Annotated in this window: 27 protein-coding genes and 4 pseudogenes; 13 read left to right on the forward strand and 18 right to left on the reverse strand. The window is 65.6% G+C overall.

What is annotated here, in order from left to right; all coding sequences use genetic code 11:
* The 3 genes and pseudogenes from RMT89_RS23535 to RMT89_RS23545 form a co-directional block, all read right to left on the reverse strand.
* A pseudogene (locus RMT89_RS23535) lies at window positions 1–335 on the reverse strand (hypothetical protein); the annotation flags it as partial.
* On the reverse strand, window positions 323–982 hold the full coding sequence (locus RMT89_RS23540) for a hypothetical protein (protein ID WP_315885758.1): 660 nt from the start codon (window positions 980–982) through the stop codon (window positions 323–325). The gene RMT89_RS23540 and the pseudogene RMT89_RS23535, both read right to left, overlap by 13 nt.
* Window positions 983–1765: 783 nt before the next feature.
* A pseudogene (locus RMT89_RS23545) lies at window positions 1766–2425 on the reverse strand (hypothetical protein).
* Window positions 2426–2680: 255 nt separating this feature from the next.
* On the opposite strand from RMT89_RS23545, the pseudogene RMT89_RS23550 reads away from it, so the two are divergent.
* The 3 genes and pseudogenes from RMT89_RS23550 (at window position 2681) to RMT89_RS23560 (ending at window position 3870) form a co-directional block, all read left to right on the forward strand.
* Window positions 2681–3056: pseudogene (locus tag RMT89_RS23550) on the forward strand (DUF192 domain-containing protein).
* 311 nt (window positions 3057–3367) lie between these two features.
* Entirely contained in the window at window positions 3368–3628 is a 261-nt protein-coding gene (locus RMT89_RS23555) for a type II toxin-antitoxin system Phd/YefM family antitoxin (RefSeq protein WP_315885759.1), read from the forward strand.
* Entirely contained in the window at window positions 3625–3870 is a 246-nt protein-coding gene (locus tag RMT89_RS23560) for a type II toxin-antitoxin system RelE/ParE family toxin (RefSeq protein WP_315885760.1), read from the forward strand. The genes RMT89_RS23555 and RMT89_RS23560 overlap by 4 nt, the downstream gene beginning before the upstream one ends.
* 46 nt (window positions 3871–3916) lie before the next feature.
* Here the strand turns inward: RMT89_RS23560 and RMT89_RS23565 are convergent, their stop codons facing one another.
* The 5 genes from RMT89_RS23565 to RMT89_RS23585 form a co-directional block, all read right to left on the reverse strand.
* A complete protein-coding gene (locus RMT89_RS23565; RefSeq protein WP_315885761.1) occupies window positions 3917–4465 on the reverse strand; it encodes a hypothetical protein in 549 nt (182 codons plus the stop codon).
* Entirely contained in the window at window positions 4462–5160 is a 699-nt protein-coding gene (locus RMT89_RS23570) for a hypothetical protein (protein WP_315885762.1), read from the reverse strand. Before RMT89_RS23570 ends, RMT89_RS23565 begins: the two co-directional genes overlap by 4 nt.
* The gene (locus RMT89_RS23575) at window positions 5157–5729 is read right to left on the reverse strand and encodes a hypothetical protein (protein WP_315885763.1); all 573 of its coding nucleotides are present in this window, start codon (window positions 5727–5729) and stop codon (window positions 5157–5159) included. The genes RMT89_RS23570 and RMT89_RS23575 overlap by 4 nt, the downstream gene beginning before the upstream one ends.
* Window positions 5730–5930: 201 nt before the next feature.
* Window positions 5931–6257: a hypothetical protein gene (locus tag RMT89_RS23580; RefSeq protein WP_315885764.1), complete on the reverse strand. Its 327-nt coding sequence runs from the start codon at window positions 6255–6257 to the stop codon at window positions 5931–5933.
* Window positions 6254–6538: a hypothetical protein gene (locus RMT89_RS23585; RefSeq protein ID WP_315885765.1), complete on the reverse strand. Its 285-nt coding sequence runs from the start codon at window positions 6536–6538 to the stop codon at window positions 6254–6256. The genes RMT89_RS23580 and RMT89_RS23585 overlap by 4 nt, the downstream gene beginning before the upstream one ends.
* 425 nt (window positions 6539–6963) lie before the next feature.
* Here RMT89_RS23585 and RMT89_RS23590 point away from each other — a divergent pair.
* The 7 genes and pseudogenes from RMT89_RS23590 to RMT89_RS23620 form a co-directional block, all read left to right on the forward strand.
* Window positions 6964–7224 (forward strand): annotated as a pseudogene (locus RMT89_RS23590) (DUF192 domain-containing protein); the annotation flags it as partial.
* 774 nt (window positions 7225–7998) lie between these two features.
* Window positions 7999–8313 carry a hypothetical protein gene (locus tag RMT89_RS23595; protein WP_315885766.1) on the forward strand — a complete coding sequence of 105 codons (315 nt, stop codon included), beginning with the start codon at window positions 7999–8001 and terminating at the stop codon, window positions 8311–8313.
* Between the two features lie 3 nt (window positions 8314–8316).
* Window positions 8317–9621, forward strand: a complete 1305-nt coding sequence (locus tag RMT89_RS23600; protein ID WP_315885767.1) for a putative T7SS-secreted protein — start codon at window positions 8317–8319, stop codon at window positions 9619–9621.
* A 120-nt stretch (window positions 9622–9741) separates the two neighbouring features.
* The gene (locus RMT89_RS23605) at window positions 9742–10089 is read left to right on the forward strand and encodes a hypothetical protein (protein WP_315885768.1); all 348 of its coding nucleotides are present in this window, start codon (window positions 9742–9744) and stop codon (window positions 10087–10089) included.
* Window positions 10086–10772, forward strand: a complete 687-nt coding sequence (locus RMT89_RS23610) for a hypothetical protein (RefSeq protein WP_315885769.1) — start codon at window positions 10086–10088, stop codon at window positions 10770–10772. The genes RMT89_RS23605 and RMT89_RS23610 overlap by 4 nt, the downstream gene beginning before the upstream one ends.
* Before the next feature lie 23 nt (window positions 10773–10795).
* Window positions 10796–11422, forward strand: a complete 627-nt coding sequence (locus tag RMT89_RS23615) for a hypothetical protein (protein WP_315885770.1) — start codon at window positions 10796–10798, stop codon at window positions 11420–11422.
* On the forward strand, window positions 11419–11556 hold the full coding sequence (locus tag RMT89_RS23620) for a hypothetical protein (RefSeq protein ID WP_315885771.1): 138 nt from the start codon (window positions 11419–11421) through the stop codon (window positions 11554–11556). Before RMT89_RS23615 ends, RMT89_RS23620 begins: the two co-directional genes overlap by 4 nt.
* Here the strand turns inward: RMT89_RS23620 and RMT89_RS23625 are convergent.
* Window positions 11540–11899 carry a hypothetical protein gene (locus RMT89_RS23625; protein WP_315885772.1) on the reverse strand — a complete coding sequence of 120 codons (360 nt, stop codon included), beginning with the start codon at window positions 11897–11899 and terminating at the stop codon, window positions 11540–11542. The genes RMT89_RS23620 and RMT89_RS23625 overlap by 17 nt on opposite strands.
* 160 nt (window positions 11900–12059) lie before the next feature.
* Here RMT89_RS23625 and RMT89_RS23630 point away from each other — a divergent pair, with 160 nt between their 5' ends.
* The 3 genes from RMT89_RS23630 (at window position 12060) to RMT89_RS23640 (ending at window position 13585) form a co-directional block, all read left to right on the forward strand.
* Window positions 12060–12437: a DUF192 domain-containing protein gene (locus RMT89_RS23630; protein WP_315885773.1), complete on the forward strand. Its 378-nt coding sequence runs from the start codon at window positions 12060–12062 to the stop codon at window positions 12435–12437.
* Between the two features lie 87 nt (window positions 12438–12524).
* Entirely contained in the window at window positions 12525–13409 is an 885-nt protein-coding gene (locus tag RMT89_RS23635) for a helix-turn-helix transcriptional regulator (RefSeq protein WP_315885774.1), read from the forward strand.
* Window positions 13406–13585 (forward strand): DUF397 domain-containing protein, encoded by a 180-nt coding sequence (locus RMT89_RS23640; protein WP_315885775.1) that lies wholly within the window; start codon window positions 13406–13408, stop codon window positions 13583–13585. The genes RMT89_RS23635 and RMT89_RS23640 overlap by 4 nt, the downstream gene beginning before the upstream one ends.
* Window positions 13586–13778: 193 nt before the next feature.
* Here the strand turns inward: RMT89_RS23640 and RMT89_RS23645 are convergent, their stop codons facing one another.
* The 9 genes from RMT89_RS23645 to RMT89_RS23685 all read right to left on the reverse strand — a co-directional run bounded on the left by RMT89_RS23645 (window position 13779) and on the right by RMT89_RS23685 (window position 21555).
* Complete coding sequence (locus RMT89_RS23645) at window positions 13779–14411, reverse strand: OmpA family protein (protein WP_315885776.1); 633 nt, start codon at window positions 14409–14411, stop codon at window positions 13779–13781.
* Between the two features lie 8 nt (window positions 14412–14419).
* Window positions 14420–15001 carry a hypothetical protein gene (locus RMT89_RS23650; RefSeq protein WP_315885777.1) on the reverse strand — a complete coding sequence of 194 codons (582 nt, stop codon included), beginning with the start codon at window positions 14999–15001 and terminating at the stop codon, window positions 14420–14422.
* 34 nt (window positions 15002–15035) lie between these two features.
* Window positions 15036–15635, reverse strand: coding sequence for a pilus assembly protein TadG-related protein (locus RMT89_RS23655; protein ID WP_315885842.1), 600 nt, complete (start codon window positions 15633–15635; stop codon window positions 15036–15038).
* Entirely contained in the window at window positions 15632–15808 is a 177-nt protein-coding gene (locus RMT89_RS23660; protein WP_315885843.1) for a hypothetical protein, read from the reverse strand. Before RMT89_RS23660 ends, RMT89_RS23655 begins: the two co-directional genes overlap by 4 nt.
* A 104-nt stretch (window positions 15809–15912) precedes the next feature.
* Window positions 15913–16686, reverse strand: a complete 774-nt coding sequence (locus RMT89_RS23665; protein ID WP_315885778.1) for a response regulator transcription factor — start codon at window positions 16684–16686, stop codon at window positions 15913–15915.
* Between the two features lie 14 nt (window positions 16687–16700).
* Window positions 16701–18080, reverse strand: a complete 1380-nt coding sequence (locus tag RMT89_RS23670; RefSeq protein WP_399498470.1) for a sensor histidine kinase — start codon at window positions 18078–18080, stop codon at window positions 16701–16703.
* Between the two features lie 282 nt (window positions 18081–18362).
* Window positions 18363–19250 carry a DUF5936 domain-containing protein gene (locus tag RMT89_RS23675; protein ID WP_315885779.1) on the reverse strand — a complete coding sequence of 296 codons (888 nt, stop codon included), beginning with the start codon at window positions 19248–19250 and terminating at the stop codon, window positions 18363–18365.
* 12 nt (window positions 19251–19262) lie between these two features.
* Window positions 19263–20207 carry a type II secretion system F family protein gene (locus RMT89_RS23680; RefSeq protein WP_315885780.1) on the reverse strand — a complete coding sequence of 315 codons (945 nt, stop codon included), beginning with the start codon at window positions 20205–20207 and terminating at the stop codon, window positions 19263–19265.
* Window positions 20208–20217: 10 nt separating this feature from the next.
* A complete protein-coding gene (locus RMT89_RS23685) occupies window positions 20218–21555 on the reverse strand; it encodes a CpaF family protein (RefSeq protein WP_315885781.1) in 1338 nt (445 codons plus the stop codon).
* Between the last annotated feature and the right edge of the window lie 5 nt (window positions 21556–21560).

The following is a 21560-nucleotide window of genomic DNA, read 5'->3' on the forward strand; positions in this document are numbered from 1 at the left end:
CACTCGTAGCCCGTCGAACCGGCCTCCCAGATCGGCTCCAGGTACTTCTGCAACTGCTCAGGGGTGTACTTCGGGGCGTACCAGCAGGGAGGAGGCGACCAGGAGGTCGACGAGGTCAGCGTGCCCGTGGAATTGCCGCTGCCGTTCTTCGAGTGGTCGAAGACAACGCCGCCGACGGACACGGAGACGGTGTCGCCGTTGGTATCGGCGTTCTGCTCCGTGTCACCGTTGTTGTCGTAGCCTCCTCGGGCGAAGGCTGTCTGAGCGGCGAAGATGGACGCGCATACGAGCGTCAGGACCGTTGCGGTCCTCGCTGAGTTCCTTACGGTTGGCACGCCTTGTCTCCCCCGTTCGAGGCGATGTTGGTGGTCTGCCAGACTCCCTTGTCGTTCTTGGTGAGGCTGGTGTTGTACAGCACGTAGGAGTCCGCGGTGGCAGGCGACTTGTCGACCTTCCCGGTCTTCCTGTTCTTGATGTAGGACTTGCTCTCATCGGAGCAGTAAGTCACATAGGCCTTGTCGGCGCCGGAAAGGGTCACCTTGTAGTCGAAGTACCGGGTCTCGCCGATCCAGGTATCTCCACCGTCGATGTACTGCTGCACAAAAGTGATCGACGACTCCAGGGCTTTGCCCGTGTTGTAGAAGCCGAGCGCCTTCGTACCCGTGCTCCCCTCGAAGATCGCTTCGTCCACGGAGTTCACGCTCAGGGCACTGTCCGCGAGGACAGCGTCTTTGGTCGCGTCGCCAGTCTTCTGGTCCTCGAAGACATTCTTGGCGTTGGACGGGAAGGTGATCTTCGGGCGGCCACCGGAGTCCGAGGCGCCGGCCGTCGGGGACGGGGACTTCTTGGTCCCTGTGTCGGCTCCCGCGATCTTGTCGTTGTCCTTCTTCTCGGAGCTGTCGTCGCTTCCGCACGCGGACAGCGTCAGGGCCGCTGCGGCGGTCAGCATGATCGCTGCGAGGACGGTGGGGCGGCGGTTCACGGTCGGCTCCCGGGTCAGGCGAGGCTTCTCTTGAGCGAAGCAACGCTATCCAGGAGGGTGTGCCGACACCAGGGTGAAGCTTGCCGTTCGGTGGGGCGTATGCCACCAAATCGGTCTCCTGTGAACAGCGTTGAGGCATAACGGTTGCATAACGCGACGCCCTGCTGCCCAAGCAATACTGCGAGCAGGCCGTTCCGCTTATGAACGAGCAAAGGAGATCGTTCAAGGGGTCCAGGGCAAGGGGGTGTTCGTCATTGCGATGCCGCACTCTGCTCACCCTGGTGGTGACTTGCTGGGCCGCGGAGAACAGGCGGAGCCGCAGGCATCGGGTTCCGGTCGATAACGTGTCAGCGCCGGACAAGGTCACCTTGTAGTCGAAGTAGCGGGTCACGCCGGTCCATGTGTCGCCGCCGTCGATGTACTGCCGCACGAAAGTGATCGACGACTCCAGGGCTTTGCCGGTGTTGTAGAAGCCGAGTGCCTTCGTACCCGTGCTCCCCTCGAAGATCGCTTCGTCGACGCCGTTCACCCTCAGGGCGCTGTCGGCGAGGATCGCGTCCTTCGTCGCATCGCCCGTCTCCTGGTCCTCGAAAACGTTCTTGGCGTCCGACGGGAAGGTGATCTCCGGGCGGCCACCGGAGTCCGACGCGTCGGCCGTCGGCGACGGGGACTTCTTGCTCCCTGCGCCAGCTTCCGCGACCTTGTCGTTGCCCGTGCTGGTTGCGTAGAGCACCATCCGTGCTCGTCAGCAAACTGGGCCTCTTCTGGTGCGCGAAGTGGCACTCAGGGCTGGCACTTGTCGCTTCCCCTCTGGGACTGGATCTTGTCGATGACCCATACAGCCTTGTCGTTCTTGCGTAATTGGGTGGTGTAGAGCACGTAGCTGTTCTTGGTGGCTGGCGTCTTGTTGACCTTCTCGGTCTCCAGGAACATGTCGTACGCCTTGCTCTGGTCCTCGCAGTACACGAGGGAGGCCTGGTCCTTCCCGCTCACGTTGGCGACCGCGTCGTAGTAGCGGTACGCACCAGTGACCCGCGCCTTGGCCTTGACGTACGCCTTGACGAACTCCTCGGTGGTGGCGGCCGCCTCACCCTCGTAGTATTAGAGGTACGCCTTGTCGAGCGCGTCCTGGTTGACGATCGCAAGGTCCACAGCCTTGATGGACTGCTCGCTGTCAGCGAAGACCGCGTCCTTCTCCTTGTCACCGGTCTTGGACCAATCGAAGGTGTAGCTCAGGTCGGACGGCAGCTCAATCTTCGGGCGGTCGGTGGCGGCCGGAGCGCTCTCGCTCGGGGACGCCGAGGTCTCGCTTCCGGTGTCGGCTCCCGCGATCTTGTCGTTGTCCTTGCTCTCGGAGCTGTCATCGCTCCCGCACGCGGACAGCGTCAGGGCCGCTGCGGCGGTCAGCGTGATCGCTGCGAGGAGGGTGGGGCGGCGGTTCACGGTCGGCTCCCGGGTCAGGCGAGGCTTCTCTTGAGCAAACCAACGCTATCCAGGAGGGTGTGCCGACACCAGTGTGAAGCCCGTCAACCGGCGGGGTTTATCGGAGCAAATCGACCATCGGCAGCCCCGATTGAGCCATCACGGTTCCGTAACGCGGCCACCCGGCCGTGAAGCTCATCAACGAAGCCGTCATCCCGCATACGAACGAGCAAAGGAGGTGGCGTAGCGGTGCTCAGATCGGGGAGACTCCTGGCCATGGGGCGGAAGTGGCGTGACGGGCGGGGGCATTGGTTGTTCCTGGGAACTCCGGCGGGGTTTCCGTGCCCCTTGAGATCGCCTCTTCGTACCGGGCCCGCGCACGAGGGCTTCTCGGTCGCGGCTACCTCGACGGCGCTCTCCTGCTCTGCCCTGCAAACAGCGTCCACACCTTCGGCATGCGGATCCCTATCGACGTCGCCTATCTCGATCGGCGGCTGCATGTCATCGCCGTGCGCACCATGAAGCCGGGACGCCTCGGGTTTCCGCGACTCAAGGCCGGCACGTGCTGGAGGCCGAGGCCGGATCCATGGCGGGCTGGGGCTTACGGGTTGGCGCGCGGGTGGCGGTCGAGGCGGACTGTGGCATGGGGTGAGCCGTGACCGTCGGTACGGCCGCAATGGGCCCCTCGTCATCGCGCACTCTGACAAGCAGGATGCCGCCGCGACCTGGGAGAAGCCCTACGTGAGGGAATCGCGGGGAGAGAGTCGGCCACCGGCACCCGAGCCATCCACAGCCCGCCGAGGCCATGACGCCGACGCCGTACGCGATCAGCCGCGCACCCTTCAAGCGTGGCGACCACTGGCACCTTCACCCGACGTGGACCCGAGTACCGGCAAGGCCCGTACCCCAGCATTGCCGATGGTTTGCCCGCCGAAATGTGCACACTTCTGTAAGGTGGTGTCTGTGACGGAGACGACTTACTCGATCGTGGAAGCCCGCGCTCGGCTGGGTGCCATCGCGCGCGAGGTGAGCGCTACCCGTGAACCGGTCGCGATCACCGACCACGGCCAAACCATCGCCATACTGGTCAGTCCCGCCGACGCCCTCGAACTACAGGAACTGCGAGCACTGGCTGCGTACCGTGCCCGCCAGACCCGCGGCGAGAACGCCGGCGTCCCGCACGACGAGGCCTACCGCCGTGTGTTCGGCGGAGCTGACGCGTGAGCTACGAGGTCATCTGGGAGCCCGAGGCACTTACCCAAGCCGAACGGCTCGCCAAGGACGACCCTGACGGGGTACGACAGGTGTTCCACGCAGTCGACCGTCTCGCCGACGATCCGCGGCCCGACGGCGCGTTCGGGAGCGCTGACGTGCTGCGCGTCCACGTCGGCCGATACCGCGTGATGTACGAAATCAGCGACCAGCAGATCCGCGTCAGCGTGATCCATCTCGGACGCGTGCGCTGACTTCTGCAGCAGAGCGGCAAGCTATCCGGACGCTGAGCCAGGGCCGTCAGACCCAGCGCAGTGAATACGCGATGACCTCGCACAGGTTGCCCATCGGGCTGTTCTTGCCGCTGAGGGGCAGGGAGAAGGCCAGGTGCAGGTAGCCCACGTCGCCGGGCATGTGGACGTGGAAATCCATGGTGGTCTCGGTGACGGCCCGGACCACCTTTCCCACGGGGAAGGCAACGACGTCCACGTCAGCGTCGGGTCCACCTCGGAGAGCCAGCCGCTGCGCCAACTCGTCGGGCTGCGGGGTGAGCCCAGAGGGCGTAAGCCGCAGTGAGATCAGAAGTGAGGCAGGCAGGGTCGCACTGTCGGGCGATTCCGTCTTCAGGAAGAACTCCAGGGCACCGTGGGCGAGTCCGCTCTCGGCGGTGTTGCGCAGCGTCGTCCAGATGCTTCGGGCGACCTCAGATGGAGCGCGCCCCTTCGCGGATTCCTTGTCCACAAAGGTCTTCAACTGGCGTCGCCATCGCTCGTGTGTGAGGTCGACGCGGAACCAGTCGCGGGGGACGAGGAGCCGGTAGTCCGACGGCGGAGCCTCGGATGTGGTCACGCCGTGGTCCCAGAGGTTATCAGTGGCGTCCCGTCCGCCCCGAACAGGCGGACGCTGCTCACTATGTTTCCGAACATGGTGGAAAAGGTTTCCCAGCCAGTCATGGTCGGGGTGTTCATCTCCATTACCACGGTGGTGCCATTGGGCAGGGGAATGTAGACACGTATGAACGAGGTCGGAAAGACAATGCTCTCGCCCGTCTCGGTGAGGTCGCCGATGAGCTTGGAATCGCGGGTGCCGATGCACGACACAGCCGCACCGCAGGGCAGCTCAAGCTCGGACGCCTCGTCGCCCTTCGTCCCGCGGAGGCTGGATGCGATCGCCTTGGCCTGGGCCGGAATGCCATCACCGTCGGGACTGTCGATGAGGGTTGCGAAGACCGTGGCGGTGCAGGGGGTGTTGTCCACTGCGATCACGCCGATGGCCGCGTACTCGGCTCCGGTCCCGTGGAGTTCGTCGAAGCCGAGAGCGCAGATCACGGCGAACCTGGTCTTGTCATCCTCACTCGCTCCGGGGAGAGGCTTGTCGGCGAGTTCCTCCAGCAGCCGGATCGCTTCGTCGTCGTCCTCCTCGTGGAGGGGCAGGTCGTAGAAGAGTTCGGGCATCACCCAGCGGACCTGAATGTCGTCCGAGTTGAGGGCCGGCGGCGCTGGGTGGGTGGGGACGAAAGCCAGCAGCTCGACCTGGGCTATCACGCTGGTTCTTCCTTCTCGGGGATGGGGCGTTCGGGGGCGTCGGGGAAGAACTTCCGGGAGGTCACGTACATCCCGTAGTACGGGTACAGGCTCGGGATGTCGGCACCACCCCTGCGGGCGATTCCGACGATCTTGCGGTACAGGCGCACCCGGCAGCGCATGTTCCGGATGGTCGGATCGAGCAGGGTGCGGCGTCGCGCCAGATAGGTCGCCAGGATGGAGCCGCACACGATCAGCGCGTCCACAACGATGAAGCCGATCTGGAAGGTTCGTGAATTCTGGGACGCGACCAGATCCCAGAACGGCCATGCGCCAAGGCCGAAGAAGAAGAGCGGAACAGCCAGAAGACACCCGAGAATGCTTCCCTTCTCCGTGTCCTCGCGGCGCTGGAACAGCATCCAGCGCACGGCCTGGTCGTCGAGGAAGTCGAAGCGCACCGCGCGTCCATACTGTTCTGCCGCCGCCTTGGCGGCCAGCACGGAGGCGATGACGGACGAGGGGACCATGTCGTGAACAGCACCCTGATCGTCGACGAACTCTCCGGGCTTCAGCGCATGGTAATCACCCATGGACGTATGTCCTCCTATCCGGCGGGCGCCAGGGCGGCGTGGAACGAAGTCGACGACGGAGACGGCTGTGGCGCCGGCGTGGGCGTGCCCGATCCAGTGGGGGAACTCGGAAACGTGTCCGGTTCCGGCGTGGGGCGGGCGTCACCGGATGGGGGAGAGACGTCGTGCACGGTGTCGTCGGCGCCGAACCGGGGGCGCAGCCTAATGAGGGAGTGCACGTAGGCGTTGCCCAGGGCAGCGCCCTTGAGCCACCGGGTCACAATCTCCGGCTGCGGACGCGGCCTCGTCATAACGGTCGTACGCCTTCTTCAGCCGACCCGCGGTGTCGCCCGCCAACTCGTGAAACGCCCGCCCGGCCTCGCTGTTCCACCCGTCGACCGATGCCAGCGCCTTGATGTTCCGCGCCTGCTTCTCAATCTCGTCAGCCATGCCGCGCAACTCCTTGCCAAGCTTGGCCACCTCGTCGGGATCGCCGGGTATCGGGTCGGAGTCGTACAGCGGCGACCAGTCTTTCGGACGGGCTGTCATTTCTTGCTCTTCTTCCCGTCCTTCTTGGCGTCCCGGAGCGCGTTGGCGAGTTCGTGGTCGAGCCCGTCGTAGGACTTGGCGGCATTCGCCGTGAACTTGGCCAGGTTCTCGATGTCCTTCATCAACTCTTTGCGGTTCTTCTTCCACGTGTCAGAGAAGTCGTCGAAGACGTCGCGGAGTGTGTCGCTGCCCAAGTCGTCGCCGTAGCCGTCGGCAGGGTTGCCGTGCTTGTCGAACTCCTTGTGGATGCCGAAGAGCGCGTCCGAGCAGTCCTTGATCACGGTCGGCTCCCGGGTCAGGCGAGGCTTCTCTTGAGCGAAGCAACGCTATCCAGGGGGGTGTGACGACACCAGCGTGAAGCTTGCCGCTGGGAGGGGACGTATGCTGCCGATGGCGTCCCGCCGGGTGGTGTAGCCGATCAACGGACCGGAACTCGCAGGTCACGCCGGGTACTTCGACCGGCTGAGGCACTCCCCGCGCCTGACCGGGCCACTTCGCGTGCCGCGCCAACGGAGAGATCATCGCGAGCCAGGTACCGGAAGGCGAAGCGCATGATCGCTTACACCACCTCGCGGGACGCGACCATGCTGCCAAATCGGTCTCACGTGAACCCCGTTGAGGCATAACGGTTGCATAACGTGGTGCCCTACTCCACGAGCAAGATCGCGAGCAGGCCGTTCCGCTTATGAAAAAACGAGCAAACGAGCGGGACTCCGTCGACTGGGCACTCCTACTCTCCCCCGCCAACAGCGTCCACACCTTCGGCATGCGGATCCCCATCGACGTCGCCTATCGATCGCCGACTGCGTGTCATGTCTGTAGGCACCCTGAAGCCGGCGCCGCTCGGGCTGCCTCGGCTGCGGGCCCGGCATGTGCTGGAAGCTGAGGCAGAGGCCATGGCGGCGTGGGGTTGCGGACCGGAGTGGCGGTCGGGGTGGAGACAGACGGGGGAGCCGGGCCGCCATGACCGGCCGGACTCTGCGGCTGTTGTCGTTCCGATTTTGAGGGGGCGTGCGTCGAACGGAAGTCTCGATCGGATGATTGCCACTGGCCGCGGGCATGGAGGCACCGCCTCTTGATAGCTCGGGGTTGCGAAGCCGATCGAGATCCAGGAGACCCTGTTCCCGCAGTTGTGCGTGCTCCCGCCGGTGGAGTTCAACTCGGCGTCTCCATCGTGCGATTGCGTCACCTACCGCTTCGAAACACAGCCGATCACCGGAACGTGTTCGGCGGTCTCCGTCGGACATGAAGGACGCTCAGTGGTCCGTGGTCCGTGGTCCGTGGTCCGTGGTCCGTGGTCCGTGGTCCGTGGTCCGTGGTCCGTGGTCCGTGGTCCGGCTACCGCGTAGCGCTCCGCGCGCAGATCCACGATCTCCAACCCAGCGACCTCGGCAGCGGGGCACCCTCGGGCGGGGCAACGGTGGCCTCGTCACGCCGGCGGAGCAGCGATGGCCTTGGCCACGTTGAACGGCCCGCCCTCGATGGCGACGGCGAGGGCGGGTACCTCCTCGTCGAGGGCCGCCCAAGGGCGGAGTCGAGCAGGCCCAGCACAGCTCGGCGATCCGGCCGGTTTCCAGCAGCCCGAGTTGCACTAGCACAGCAGGGATGGGAGAGGATGTAGCGGCCGACACGGCCGCTTCGTGATCATCCGGCTGGGAGCGGGAGGCGGTTGCGGTGACTGTGCCGGTGAGTTGAGCCCAACGGAAGCGTGCTGACGACGTAAGCGCAAACGGAGAGACCCATGGGGGAGCACGACCGCCTGGTAGTCGACTACACACTCCTGGAGTCTTCGAAGACGAATCTCAGGGACATCAAGAAAGCCCTCAAAGGCATCGACAAACGCCGCGCCGACATCCATGACATCTGGGGCCATGACAGCATCGCTGGCAAGATGGACGATTTCGTCAGCAACTGGGACAACTACAGGCGTGAACTCCTCGAAAACGTCGAGGAGTTGGGCAAGCATGTAGAGACCGCACTCAAGAGCTTCGAGAAGCTGGACCTCGATCTCAAGAACGCGAACGAGAAGAAGCGCGGCAAAAACGGGGGAAATTGACCGATGGCTACGGGCAAGGGCAGGCGCCGGCCGGTCGACTGGCATCCGCTGGCGGAGAAGGACCCGATCCCCGGCGATCCGGAGGACATCCGCGACGAGGTAAGCAGGATGACAACCCTCGCCTCAACCCTCCGCGACCAGGCCCGCATCCTACGCCAGGCCGCCGCTGGCGACACACTGCAGGGCAAATACGCCGACAAGATCCGCGAGAAGTCCGGCGACCTCGAAAAGCGCTTCCGTGAGACGGCGGGCCGCTACGAACGTGTGGTCGGCGACCTCGGCGATTGGGCCAACGAACTGGAGGGCTTCCAGGAACGGGCCGACGGCGTCCTCCGAGCCGCGAAGCAGGCCGACGAGGAACACGCCGCCGAGGCGAGGAAAAGGGAAGCCGAGGCCAAGAAGGACGGCACGGACAGCGACAAGAAGGCGTCGGAGGAGTCCGACCCCAACAGCCACCTGGACCCGTACCACAAGCGGCTCAACCAGGTCATCGCCGAACGCGACTCCCGCGCCGAGTATTACGCCGTGAACATCGGCCGCGACATCTCTGACATCATCAAGGACAGTCCGTGGGAGAACTTCAAGGACTGGGTGCAGGAGCAGGCGGATACGATCAAATCCGTCATTGAAGTCTTGAGTTGGGCAGCAACCATCATCGGGGTTATCGCCCTCCTTTTCACGCCGGCCGGATGGCTGGCGACCCTCATCACCGTGACCGCCATCAGTCTCACGGCGCTCGTCGGCGTCGGGCACACGATACTGGCCCTCTCCGGTGAGGGGAGCTGGACGGATGTAGCCATGGATGTCTTCGCGCTGGCGACGCTGGGATTCGGCAGCGTCGCGATGAAGGGCGTGAAGGCCGCGACGACAGCGCTCAAGACCGCAAGTAGGGCGGAACGGTTCCAGCGCTACGCGAATCTGCGCAAGCTGCTCGACAAGAACATCATGCGATACGGCACGGACTCTGCCCGCGGCGCGAAAGCAGTGCGCGCGAAGGATGCGCTGCGCCAGATCGGGGCGAAGGAAACACGGCCCGGGACGACCCGACTGGACCGCCTGCTGGGCGGCGACAGGGAGGTTGTCAGCGCAACAAAGTTCGCCAAGGCGATGCGGGCCGAGTTCGGTGGGAATACCGATGTGGTGAAGGCGGCCGACGCAGTGGAGAAGGCCGCAAGAAAATTCCGCTCGAACTACCTAGCAGCCACCTCCGTAGACCTCGGAGACAAGGTCGGGGAAAAGGGCCCCTACGCGAACCAATACGGTGATGCCAAGGACGTCCTGACGCGTGAAGTCGGGAGCCGCTGGTGAAAATATCCCGCACTAGGTTCGACCGACAGTAATCAGGCACAATACAATTCGCAGCCAAGTTTTCTGGAGTGGAAGATAGTGGCAACAGTCCCGATGAAAAGTCCAGAAGAGTCTCGGGCCATGAAATACCTTGCCGTTTTCACTTTGACACCGATCCTCTGCTTTGCCTTCCAGGACCTCGGAAGTGAATATGGAGGGATGGACTGGCTAACCTATGGATACGCGGCTTGGCCGATGATGATTGGGCCAGTCCTGATGCTGCTCCTGTTCATCAAGAACCAAGAGCTGATCCGCGACCCACAGAAGGGCGCCAACTTCTCCCAGGTGATCAAGATGGTTGCCTTCCTTTTCCTGATCCCGAACGTACTCGCGGCGCTCGGCTACAACTGGTTGGCCTGGATTTCAGTGCTCTCCTCCCTGACGATCCTGGTGGCCGACCGGCAGCTCAAGAAGCAGGCCCGCGCGTGAGCACGTCCGATCTGGAGCAACAGTCACCCCCCGTCGAGGTGACGACTCCCCGCCGCTATGAGCTCGTCCTGCCACCCGGGTGGGTCCGCATCCCTCTGCGCGAGGGCACGAAAGAAGCACTTGAGAACATCCTCTTCTCGCACATGGGGCAAGTCCCGGAGGGCATTCCCCGGGACGACGCGATGCGCTTCCGACTGGACATGCGTCGCCAGTTGGAAAAGCAGGCCCGTGCGGCCAGAAGGAACGGTGGCCTTGACCTCTACCTCCCGGTGCTCCCGCGCGGGGGGATCTTCCTCATGGCCTCTTTCATCGTCGCCGAGATGCCGATCGGCTATGGCCATGCGGTTCCTCCACAGGCAGTGATCGCTCAACTGGCCAGCGAGGACGTCCGCGGCGGAACGGCGACAAAGGTTGATGTGGCAGGGGCACCCGCACTCCGCCGCGCCTACCGCACCACCCCTCACGAGGAGAAGCCGAGTTCCGACGCGCCCGAAGCCGTAGAGCAGGCCGCCCTGCCGACGCGGCGGGTCGATTATGTGATCCCCGTGGCAGGCGATCCCGGTCGCTGGATCAGCATCAACTTCTCCACACCGGGTGATGGCGATGTCGACAGTGAATTCACCGGCGTGCTGGTCGAGTTGTTCGACGCGGTGGTCGGCACGTTCAGATGGAGTTATGAGTGAGCTGGCTCAACGTAAAGCACGTCATGGAACTGTCCCCTTGGATCCGCATCCCGCTCATGTGGCCGGAACCGGGACTTGAGGACGTCGAGGAGGCGCAGACGCCTGAGGCGTGGGCACGCTACTTCGCCGAGGGTCTCTGGGAGGATTTCGCGTCGGAGGAGCCAGAACCGGGCGAAGTCGATCTGCTGACCAACATCCTTTTGATGTACGCCCTCAGGGCCCCCGCAGCCTTTCCGGACTTCGAGGTCTTCCTCCATCTCCCTCACCCACGGGAGATCCCGCTTCCCGCGTATGTCGACCTGGTGGAGATCGAGGAGGGCGAAGCACGGAGAACGGCACTGCGTGAGCTGACCCACGCCGATGCGAGCTACACCGTCGAACCCCCCATCGTCGAGGACTTCGACTCCCCGCATCTGGGAACCGGCTTGCGGGTGCTGCGCTACTACCAGGACGAGGACAGCAACGAGGTTCACGTCGGCCTCCGTTACGCCTGGCGGTACGAGAAGGGCACGGAAGCCGCGGACGTCCTGATCATCCTGGCGGATCCCGACGCCGGCCGGATCCTCCGGGCTCTCGACGATGTCGACGAATTCGCCCGCACCATCCGGATCAGCCCGGATGAGGAAGCGGATACCTGGAAGTCCTCATGACCCTGGCCATTGATGTGGTGAAGGACGAGAACGACCAGTCCGAAGTGTCCTGCGACGGTGAGCGCGTCGGTGATCCGCCGCACGGTGGACGGGCCAGGGCTAAGGGCTTGCAGATCATTAACAAGCCGTCTTGATCAAGCGGTAGGCCTCGTGCAGCGCATCCTGCTCGGCGATGGCCATGTCCACCGCCTTGATGCGCTGTTCGGCGTCGTTGAGTACGGCGTCCTCGTCCGGGTCGCCGGTCTTCTTCCACTCGAACTCGTACGTGACGTCCCACGGCAGCTTGATATCCGGACGCTCGGCGGGGGCCGAGGACGACACGATCGGAGCCGCCGACTTGTCGTCCCTTGTGCCTGCGCCCGCGATCTTGGCGTCGTCCTTGTTCTCGGTGCTGTCCTCGCTTCCGCACGCGGACAGTGTCAGGGCCGCTGTGGCGGTCAGTGTGATCGCTGTGAGGAGGGTGGGGCGGCGGTTCACGGTCGGCTCCCGGTTGGGCGAGGCTTCTCTTGAGCGAAGTAACGCTATCCAGGGGTGTGATGAGTGAGGGCGCCTGGGCTCATCAGCGAACAGGTCGCGCCGCCCGCATGGACGAGCAGGCGGTGGCGTAGCGGTGCTCAGATCGGGGAGGTTCCTGGCCATGCGGCGTAAGTGGCGTGATGGACGAGGGGCGTTGGTCGTTCCGGGGAGCCACGTTGGGGATTCCGTGCCCCTTGAGATCGCCTCTTCTTACCGGGCCCGTACGCGAGGGCTTCTCGGGCGCGATTCCGTCGACGGGGCCCTCCTGCTCTGTCCTGCCAACAGCGTCCACACCTTCGGCATGCGGATCCCCATCGACGTCGCCTATCTGGATGGCGACCTGCGCGTCATCGCCGTACGCACCATGCGGCCGGGGCGACTTGGGTTGCCGCGGTTTCGGGCCCGGCTTGTGCTGGAGGCCGAGGCTGGGGCCATGGCGGGGTGGGGGGTGCGGGTCGGGGTGCGGGTGGTGGTCGAGGTGGACGGCGGCTTGGGGTGATTTCGTCGTTCGTGTCACCGAGAGTGGCGGGTTGTCTCTACCCTGACCAGAAGGGAATCGTCGACTCTGGGTAACTGTACGAGTGCGATGAGTTGCCGACCATCGGGAGGTGCGGGTGTGATCAAACGGGGGCCGGAAACACCGGCGGAGGCGGACGGCACGACCGGGTTGTTCACGGCTGTGGGCAAGATGCTCAGGCTGCTGCGGGAGCGGAAGGGGCTGACCCAGAGGGAGTTCGGGGCGCTGGTGGGGTACGGCCCGGATGCGGTCTCGGCGATTGAGCGGGGCGTACGGACGCCACAACCCGAACTCTTGGAGAAGGCCGACGAACTCCTGGACGCCGGAGGCCTGTTGAAGGAGGTCATCCCCGAGGTCAAGGAGGCGATGGTGAAGGCTCGGACCCGCCATCCGGAGTGGTATCGGGACTACGCCGGGCTGGAGGCGGAGGCCGTTTCGCTGTACGACTACAGCACGATGGGTGTGTTGGGGTTGCTGCAGACGGAGGACTACTCGCGGGCCGTGTTCACGCAACGGCACCCGCCGCTGGACGAGGCCACCATCGAGAAGCGGGTGGCCGACCGGCTCTCCAGGCAGCAGCTCTTCGAGAAGTGGCCGCCGCCGGAATGCAGCTTCATCATCGAACAGGCCGTGCTGGAGCGGCCGATCGGCGGGCCCTCGGTGCACTCCGGGCAGCTTCGGCAGTTGCTGCGCATCGGGCGCTTGCGGAACGTGCAGCTTCAGATCATGCCGACCGCGCGGACCGAACACCCCTGCCTGGACAACTCGTTCACGTTGCTGATTCCCAAGGGGAGGGAGCAGGTGGCGTACATGGAGAGTCAGGGGTACCCACGTTTGGTCGTCGACCGAGAAGAGGTGCGTATCCTCGCCGCCCGCTATGGGATCATCCGGGCTCAGGCCCTCACCCCGGACGAGTCCCTGGACCTGATCGAGAGGATGCTGGAAGAGCGATGAACATAGACAAGTTGAGCTGGTTCAAGTCGAGCTACAGCAGCGGCGAGGGAGGTCAGTGCCTGGAGGTCGCCGTGACCCCCTCCATCATCCATCTCCGCGACTCCAAGAGTCCCGAAGCACCGCATGTCACGGTGGCGCCTGCCACGTGGGTTGCCTTCCTCGGCGTTCTCAAGTGACCGTTGCGGCCGTCCGCTTCGGGCGCCGTGCTCGGGGTCGGGCAGGCTTCAAGTGCTGGGGGCCAAGTAGCTCCGAGTGCTCACTGGGCCCAGCTCATCCTGGCCCACGCCGTCGCCTTCGAGCTCGGCGTCGAGGACCAAGCGCCCCGGAGGGGCTTCGATGCCCTCTCCTCGGGGTGGCGTCGCATCTGCGTCAGTTCTCTGAGCGGGGGAAGCTGACCTCTACCCGTCGGTTCTTCTTGCGGCTGGCCTCTGTTGTGTTCGACGCGATGGGGTATTGCTCGCCGTAGCCTCGGACTTCGTAGGTGATGTTCGGGTCGTTCAGTTCGGATTTCAGGATGTCTTCTACGGCGTTGGCGCGCTGTTTCGACAGGACGTCGCCGTGGGCCGAGGAGCCCAGGTTGTCCGTGAAGCCGAAGACTCGGATCTTTGTTGCGTTCTGGGTTTTGATCTCTTCCGCGATCGCTGCGATTCGGGCCTTTGCCTCGCCGTTCAGCTTCGCGCTGTCCTTGGGGAACAGGACCTCCGCCTGTAGCGCGAACTTCACGTCCGCGTTGGTGTCTTCTCGGCGTTCGTCGCCGCTTTGGTCTTCGACGACCTGCTTGATGTCCAGCACCTTGGCTTCGGCGAGTGTGGCGCCCTCGGGGAGCTTCAGGTCGGGGTCGTTGGGGTCGACTTCTACGGGGGCGGTGGCTGTGGCTTCGGTGCCGGGCGGGACGCTCGGTTTTTCCTCCGCGTGTGCGGTCGCAGCACCGATGAAGTTCGTGGCGACCATCACCGAGACAGCAGTGAGAGTCAGGGCGAGGCGGGGTGACGTGTGGGTCATATGGGGCCTCACCCAGAGATCGTGATGTCTGCAGGGGCGAACATCGGCAACTGGAAGGTGACTTCTGTCGTGTCGTTCGGCGGCGCGGGGAACTGCATGAACACCGGGATGGCCTCACCAGACTTGACGGATGTGATGCCCGTGCTCGTGAGGGGGCGGCCGTCCGTGTCCCGCAGGACGTAGTAGCGCTTCTTTCCCTTCGAATCGACCAGGGTGGCTCCGCCGAACGATCGACCGTTTCTGATGATCTCGGTCTCGTTACCGCTCAACTGGGCTGGGAGGGCCAAGGTCTTGTCGCCGTCGTTCTTCAGCGTGCCACTGACTGTGACGAATCCGCCCGAGTCACGTTGTGCCGCGGCGAGTTGAAGCAGCAAGCCGTCGGGCCCCTTCAGCTCGGCCAGGGGCTCGTCTGCCTGTCCTTCCTGGGCGCTCGGCTCGGATCCATCATTCTCTTCTGAGGCCGAGGCGCGAGGCTTCGGCTTCTGCTCGTCGTCACCGCCGCCGCAGCCGGCCACACCGAGGGCCAGACCGGTCGCAAGAGTCAAAGCGACCATCCCCCTACGGGCCTTCGTAGTGAACCGAATGCTCATGCCTGTGATTCCTTCATCACTCGTCGTTCGCTTGTCAGTTGGCAAGATGGACGTCGAAGAGGTCCTCGGGGCCTGGCAGATCCGTGAGGTCGTCCGGATCCAGATCCCAGTTCCTGTCCTTGCAGGTCAACTGCGGCAGCGCATCGTCTCCGGCGTCGTCTTCAGGGAGTTCGAACGTGCAGCGCGGCTCAATCACGGCGACTGCTGACTCCGTTGAGTGCATTCCCTCCGTTCCAGGGACGATGGAGTCTCCGACGGACTTGTCCATCTCGACCGCAACCTTGTACTCCAAAGGTCCTGGATGCTCGCATCTGGCCACGTGCGCATCGTTCAGTCCGGCAAGTTGATCTGCCCGCGCGCACGATGACACGAGCCCAGGCGCGTAGCCCTCGAAGATGTCCTGCCACTGGGTCGGATCGAGTACGGCTTCAAGCCACTTGCCCGCAAGTTGGTCCCGGGTGTCCTGCGCCGCCGCGAGGGCAGCGGCGTCAGCTGCTGTCTGGGCTCCGCTCCGATTGACTCCAGCCTGGCCGACCGCCAGGTAGGCGAACGCGAGAAAGAGCAGGCCTCCCACCACCGTGATGTAGATGGGGAATGCCTGCCCTGTGTCGCCGTACCTACGCTGGCGCGTCAGCCACCGGTAACCTCGATGATCTTGTCGGTGATGGCGTTGTAGATCGTCTGACCGATGTCCGTCCCCGTAATCGCCAACACAATCGCAACGACCACCGCAATGATCCCCAGGTACTCCACCGCCGTCTGCCCCTTGTCGTCGCGGGCTGCGTGGGTGTTGAACCAGTTGTTCATGGTGTTCCCCTCCGGTAACGGCTGCGGTGCGGGCACCGTAGGGGTGGGGGGTGTGGGGGGACGAGGGTCCCTGGGCCCAAAGGCGGGCCCAAAGATGGGGCATGTCAGGTCACCCCCAGCCACTTTGCGGCGGCCTGGGCGCGGGTGGTGCTGTGGAGTTTGGCGAAGATGCGGTTGATGTGGTTCTTGACCGTCTTCTCGCTGATGAAGCAGGTGGCGGCGATCTGGTGGTTGGTCATGCCGGATGCGATGAGGTCCATGATCTCCGCCTCCCTCGCGCTCAGTTGGAACTTTGCCCTGCCGGAGGACTGTCCCACATTTGGTTGCACTTGCGAAAGGGGTTCGCGATTATTGGGGGGTGGAGCGGATCCCTCCGTATGCTGGTGCGAATCCGCGGGCCTGCGGAGTTGCGCGAGGAGTGCGTCCGCCGCCGTTGTGGTGAAGTGGGGTTTGCCCTGCTTCATGCCCTTTACCGCGTCCACCAGTTGGGCTGCCGTGAACTCGCCATGGACCAGGTAGCCGTTGGCCCCTCTGCGCAGGGCCTCCTCCACCGTGGCCGATTCCCTGCTGTACGTCAGCATCATCACCGGCGCTATGCCCACCAGGTACGGGAGGGCCGCGATGCCGTCCACGCCCGGCATCTGGACGTCCAGCAACACCACGTCCGGGCGGTGCTCGCGCGCTGCCTCGTAGGCTTCCCTGCCGTCCGCCGCTTCCGCTACGACCGTGATGTCCTCGCGGCCTGTCAGCAGTGCCGTCAGTCCTGCTCGGACCACCGGGTTGTCGTCCGCCACCACCACCCGGAGGGGGGTGGTCGGTGGTGTGGGTGGGGGGAAGGAGGGGGTTGGCGGTGGGGTGTGGCTTGTCGCGTCTGGCATGGGGGGTGCCTCCGTCAGTTCCTCAGGGGCGGGAGGGGGAGTTCCAGTAGGACTTCCGTGCCCTTCGTGTGGTCGCCTCGGCCCATGCGGAGGCGGGCGCCCACCGATGCGGCTCGTTCGACCATGCCGACCAGTCCGAAGTGGCCTGTGCTGCGGAGTTGTTCGAGGGAGGTGTTCGGGGGGAGGCCTCTGCCGTCGTCGTAGACGCTGATGCGGAGCAGGTTGCCGTGTACTCCCGCGCTGACGTCCACGGTGGTGGGGGTGGCGTGGCGGTGGGCGTTTTCCATGGCTTCCGCGGCGATGGAGAGGAGTTGGTCGGCCACGTCGGGGGGCAGCGGCAGCCAAGGGATGGGGAGGCTCGTCAGGTTGTAGGTCGTAGGGACGCCCGTGCGGCTTGTGAAGTCCCTTGCCTGGGACTTCAGTCGCGTCAGGACATCTGTCGTGGGGGGCGGCGTCTGCTCTGCGCGTAGGTCCGTCAGGAGTTTGCGGGACTCCCCTGCCGCTTGGCGGGTTGCATTCGCTACCAGTTCCGCTTGGTCCTTGATCAGGGTGGGATTCAGGGGGGTTCTGGTTGCCGTCGCCGCCAGGCCGTCTGCCGCCAGGGCTACTCCGTGCAGTGTCTTCGCCACCGAGTCGTGCATGTCCCTTGCCAGGCGGGCCCGTTCGGCGTTCACGGCTTCTGTCGCGGCCAGGCGGGCTCTCGTCGTTGCCAGGGCTTGGGTTGCTTCTCCGAAGCGGAGCATCAAGTTGCGCAGGGCTGAGCCTGCCGCGCCTGTGATGACGCAGAAGCCGGGGAGCAGCAGTTTCTCCGCGAGGCTTGTGTCTGCGTCCGCTGTGGTGGCGTAGACGAGGAGGAGGATCAGGGACTGGAGGCTGGCGAAGACCGCGGCGGCTCGGTAGCCGTAGGCGATGCCGGCGAGCAGAGGCGTGCAGACGCTCACGTAGGCCAGGGGGGTGTCCGGGCCTGCTGAGACCAGGAGCAGGGCGCCGAAGAGGGTGTCCGCTGCCAGGAGGGTGGGGTGGCGGAGGAGGAGGGGGCCGAAGCGTTCCCAGTCCCTGAACAGGGCGTAGCTGACCATGAACGTGGCTATTACGGCTGCGCCTACCAAGTTGGTGCCCAGGCCGGGGGCGGCGTTCAGGAGGGCCGCGGGGGCGGAGAGGGCGAGCATGGCGAGGCGGAAGGCGAAGACCATGCGGGTGGTTGCCTGTAGGGCGTTTATCTGGAGGGGGATGGTGGGTTCGTTGGGGGCGGGGTGCGCGGGGGACGCGGGGGACGCGGGGGACGCGGGGGACTCGGGGGACGCGGGGGACGCGGGGGACGCGGGGGACGCGGGGGACGCGGGGGACGCGGGGGACTCGGGGGACGCGGGGGACTCGGGGGACTCGGGGGGCATCCGGCCTTCGGTCGGATGTGGGTTCCCGCCCGGACCACGCATGGGGTGAGCGCCTTCGGCGGCCAACGGTGCGTTCCACGTCAGCTGTCCGCTCAAGCCCTGCGGCTCGTTGAGATCCAGAGGCGTGGTCAGCCTCATCGGCACACCCACCCTCAACCCCCTCACCCGCATCCCCATCTCCATCCCCATCTCCATCCCCATCCCCAAGCCCATCCCCATCCCCAAGCCCATCCCCAAGCCCATCCCCATCCCCAAGCCCATCCCCAAGCCCATCCCGACCCCCTACTCCCCCGTAATGGACCCGAAGTCCGTCCCCGACCCCAGCAACAGCCCCGCCCCCAGCAGGATCATCGTCGCCGGGACCATGAACGTCGTGATCATCATCGTGGCCTTGGGAACCGCCCTCGCCGCCTTCCGCCGGGCGTTCTGCGCGTCCGTTCTGCGCATGTCCTTCGCCAGTGCCACCAGCGTGTCCACGATCGGTGCCCCCAGTTCCTCCCCCTGCTGGAGGGCCGTCACGAACATCGCGACCTGTTCGGAGTCGTTGCGGCGGCGGAGTTCCGCGAAGGCCTGGCGGCGGCTCATGCCGAGGTCCATCTGGCGGAGGGTGATGCGCAGTTCGTCCGCCCAGGGGCCCTCGTAGCGCGATGCGACGCGGTCCAGGGCCTGCCGGAAGCCAAGTCCCGCGCTCACCACCACCGCCAGGACGTCCAGGAAGTCCGGCAGCGTGCGTTCGATCACGTCCTTGCGGATGCGGATCGCCGACCAGATGCCGACCTCCGTCCAGAAGGCTCCGAAGGCGAAGAGGAGCAGGGTGACCAGGTACTGGCCCCTCATCAGGAACACCAGTCCGCCCACCGCGCCCAGGAAGCCGTACACCGCTCGGCGGGCCGCGTAGCGGTCGATCGTGAGGCCCCCGGGGTTGCCCGCGAGGTCGATCTTGCGGCGGTACTTCGCCACCTGCTTCGGGCCCATCAGGCGCAGCACCGCCGGCGCGTACCGCATGCCCATGCGGTCGATGAGCGAGTCCACCGCGCCGGTGCGGGTCGAACCGACCTCCAGCGCCAACTGCAAGTCCCCCGGCAGCTTCGCGTCCGCGCGGTACATCCGGATGCCCGCGAAGACGCCCCACACGCTCACGCCCATCAGCAGGGCCAGCAGCAGTGCCATGTCCAGCCCCTCTCAGACGTCGATCCGTGAAAGCCGGCGGATCATCACGAAGCCGATCGCGTACAGCGCGAACGCCACGATCACCGCCACCTGTCCGGCCGGTGAGCCCGTCATACGGTCGAGCGCGCCGTCCTTCATGCCGTTCATGAGGAACAGCGATCCGACGCCGAGGGCCGGGACGGCGTACGACGTCATGCTCACCTGGGAGAGTTGGGTGCGGATCTCCCGGCGGGTCTCCTTCCGTTCCTCCAGGGTCTCCGTGAGGTTGCGCAGGGCGCTGACCACCTGGCCGCCCGCCCTGTTCGACAGCACGAGCGTCGTCACCAGGACGACCAGTTCGCGGGACGGGAGCCGGTCCGCCAGCTCGCCCAGCGCGTCGTCCATCGAGGCGCCGATCGCCAACTGGTTGGCCACTTTGGCCAGTTCCTCGCCCGCCGGGGCCTCCAGCTCGTCCGCCGCCATGCCGATGGCCGTACGGAGGGCGAGGCCCGCCTGGGTCGCGTTCGCCAGGATGCGGGCCAGTTCCGGGAGTTGGTTGATGAAGCGCTCGATGCGCTTCTGGCGCTGCCAGTTCAGGAACTGGATCGCCGCCCAGATGCCCAGCAGCCCGGCGATCGGGCCGAAGAACGGCGCCAGCGTCGCCTGGCCCACCAGCCACAGGCCCGCCACCGCCATCAGCATGCAGACGAAGAACTCCCCGGGCGTCACGTCCAGGCCCGTCGCCGCCAGCCGCAGTTCCAGCTTCCGGCCGAGCTTCGTACGGCGCAGTCTGCGGTCCAGGTCCCCGAAGCGGCGCCGGCGGCCACCCGCAGCGATCTGGCCCGAGGACGAGAGTCGCTCCACCAGCGCCTGGCGCTGGGCCCGGCCGGCCGCGTAGGCGTGTACGCCCGCCACCGCCAAGGCGCAGGTCAGCAAGGAGATACCCGTCGTCAGCGTGATCAGCGTCTCGAACTCCATCGGTTCCTCCCTACCTCGCCGCTCGGATGGCCAGCTGCTCCGCGGACCGCGCCACCCCGAACGCCTGCGGCACCGGCTGGTTCGCCATGTAGAGGCGGTCCGCGGTGCGGGGCGGGAGGGGGTAGTACTCGAAGGCGCCGTAGACCCGGCCGTCCGGTGCCATCGGCCGGGCGTTGAAGCGGGCGACCGTGGCCAGTCGGTACGGTTCGCCGCCGTGGCTGTCGAGGATGGCGATCTCGGTGATCCGGCGGGCGCCGTCGGCGAAGCGGGTGAGCTGGATGATGACGTCGATCGCGCTGTTGATCTGGTCGTGCAGCGCCTCGAAGGGGACCTCGACGTCGGACATGGACGCCAGGGTCTTCAGGCGCATCAGCGCGTCCTCCGTGCTGTTGGCGTGCACGGTGGCCAGGGAGCCGTCGTGACCGGTCGACATCGCCTGGAGCATGTCGAGGGACTCGCCGCCTCGCACCTCTCCTACGACGATGCGGTCGGGGCGCATCCGCAGGGAGTTGCGGACCAGGTCACGGATCGTGACCCTGCCCTGGCCCTCGACGTTCGGGGGGCGGGACTCCAGGCGGATCACATGGCCCTGCTGGAGCTGGAGTTCCGCGGAGTCCTCGATGGTGATGATGCGTTCTACTTCGGGGATCAGGCCCGACAAGGCATTCAGGAGCGTCGTCTTCCCCGTGCCCGTCGCGCCCGAGACGATGATGTTGAACTTCGCCTGCACCAGGCCCGCCAGCAGGTACACCATGTGCTCGTCGAGCGAGCCCAGGCCGATCATCTCGTGCAGGGTGAAGGAGCGGGGGAAGCGGCGGATGGTGAGGGTCGCGCCGGTCAGGGACAGCGGCGGGATGATCACGTTCACCCGCTCGCCCGACGGCAGGCGCGCGTCCACCATCGGGTTGGACTCGTCCACCCTGCGGTTCACCGTCGAGACGATCCGCTCGATGGTCTGCATCAGCTGGTCGTGGGAGGGGAAGCGCAGCGGCAGCTGCTCGACCCGCCCTCCCCTTTCCACGAAGATCGCGTCCGGGCCGTTCACCATGATCTCGGTGATCGACGCGTCCTCCAGCAGTGGCTCCAGGATGCCGAGGCCCAGCGCCTCGTCCACCACCCTGCGGATCAGCTGGGAGCGCTCCACCGTCGACAGCACCGGGCCCTCGCGGCTGATGATGTGGCCGAGGACGCGTTCCAGACGGGCCCGGCGTTCGGCCGCGGCGAGCGAACTCATCTCCGCGAGGTCGATCTCCTCCAGGAGCTTGGCCCGGTAGGAGGCGACCAGATGGCCGTCCTCGCCCCTGTGTCCGTTCTCCTCGGGGGAGTTGATACGTGCCCGCAGGCTCATGGCTC

Origin of the sequence: Streptomyces sp. P17, assembly GCF_032436805.1 — a bacterium.
Taxonomy (GTDB): domain Bacteria; phylum Actinomycetota; class Actinomycetes; order Streptomycetales; family Streptomycetaceae; genus Streptomyces.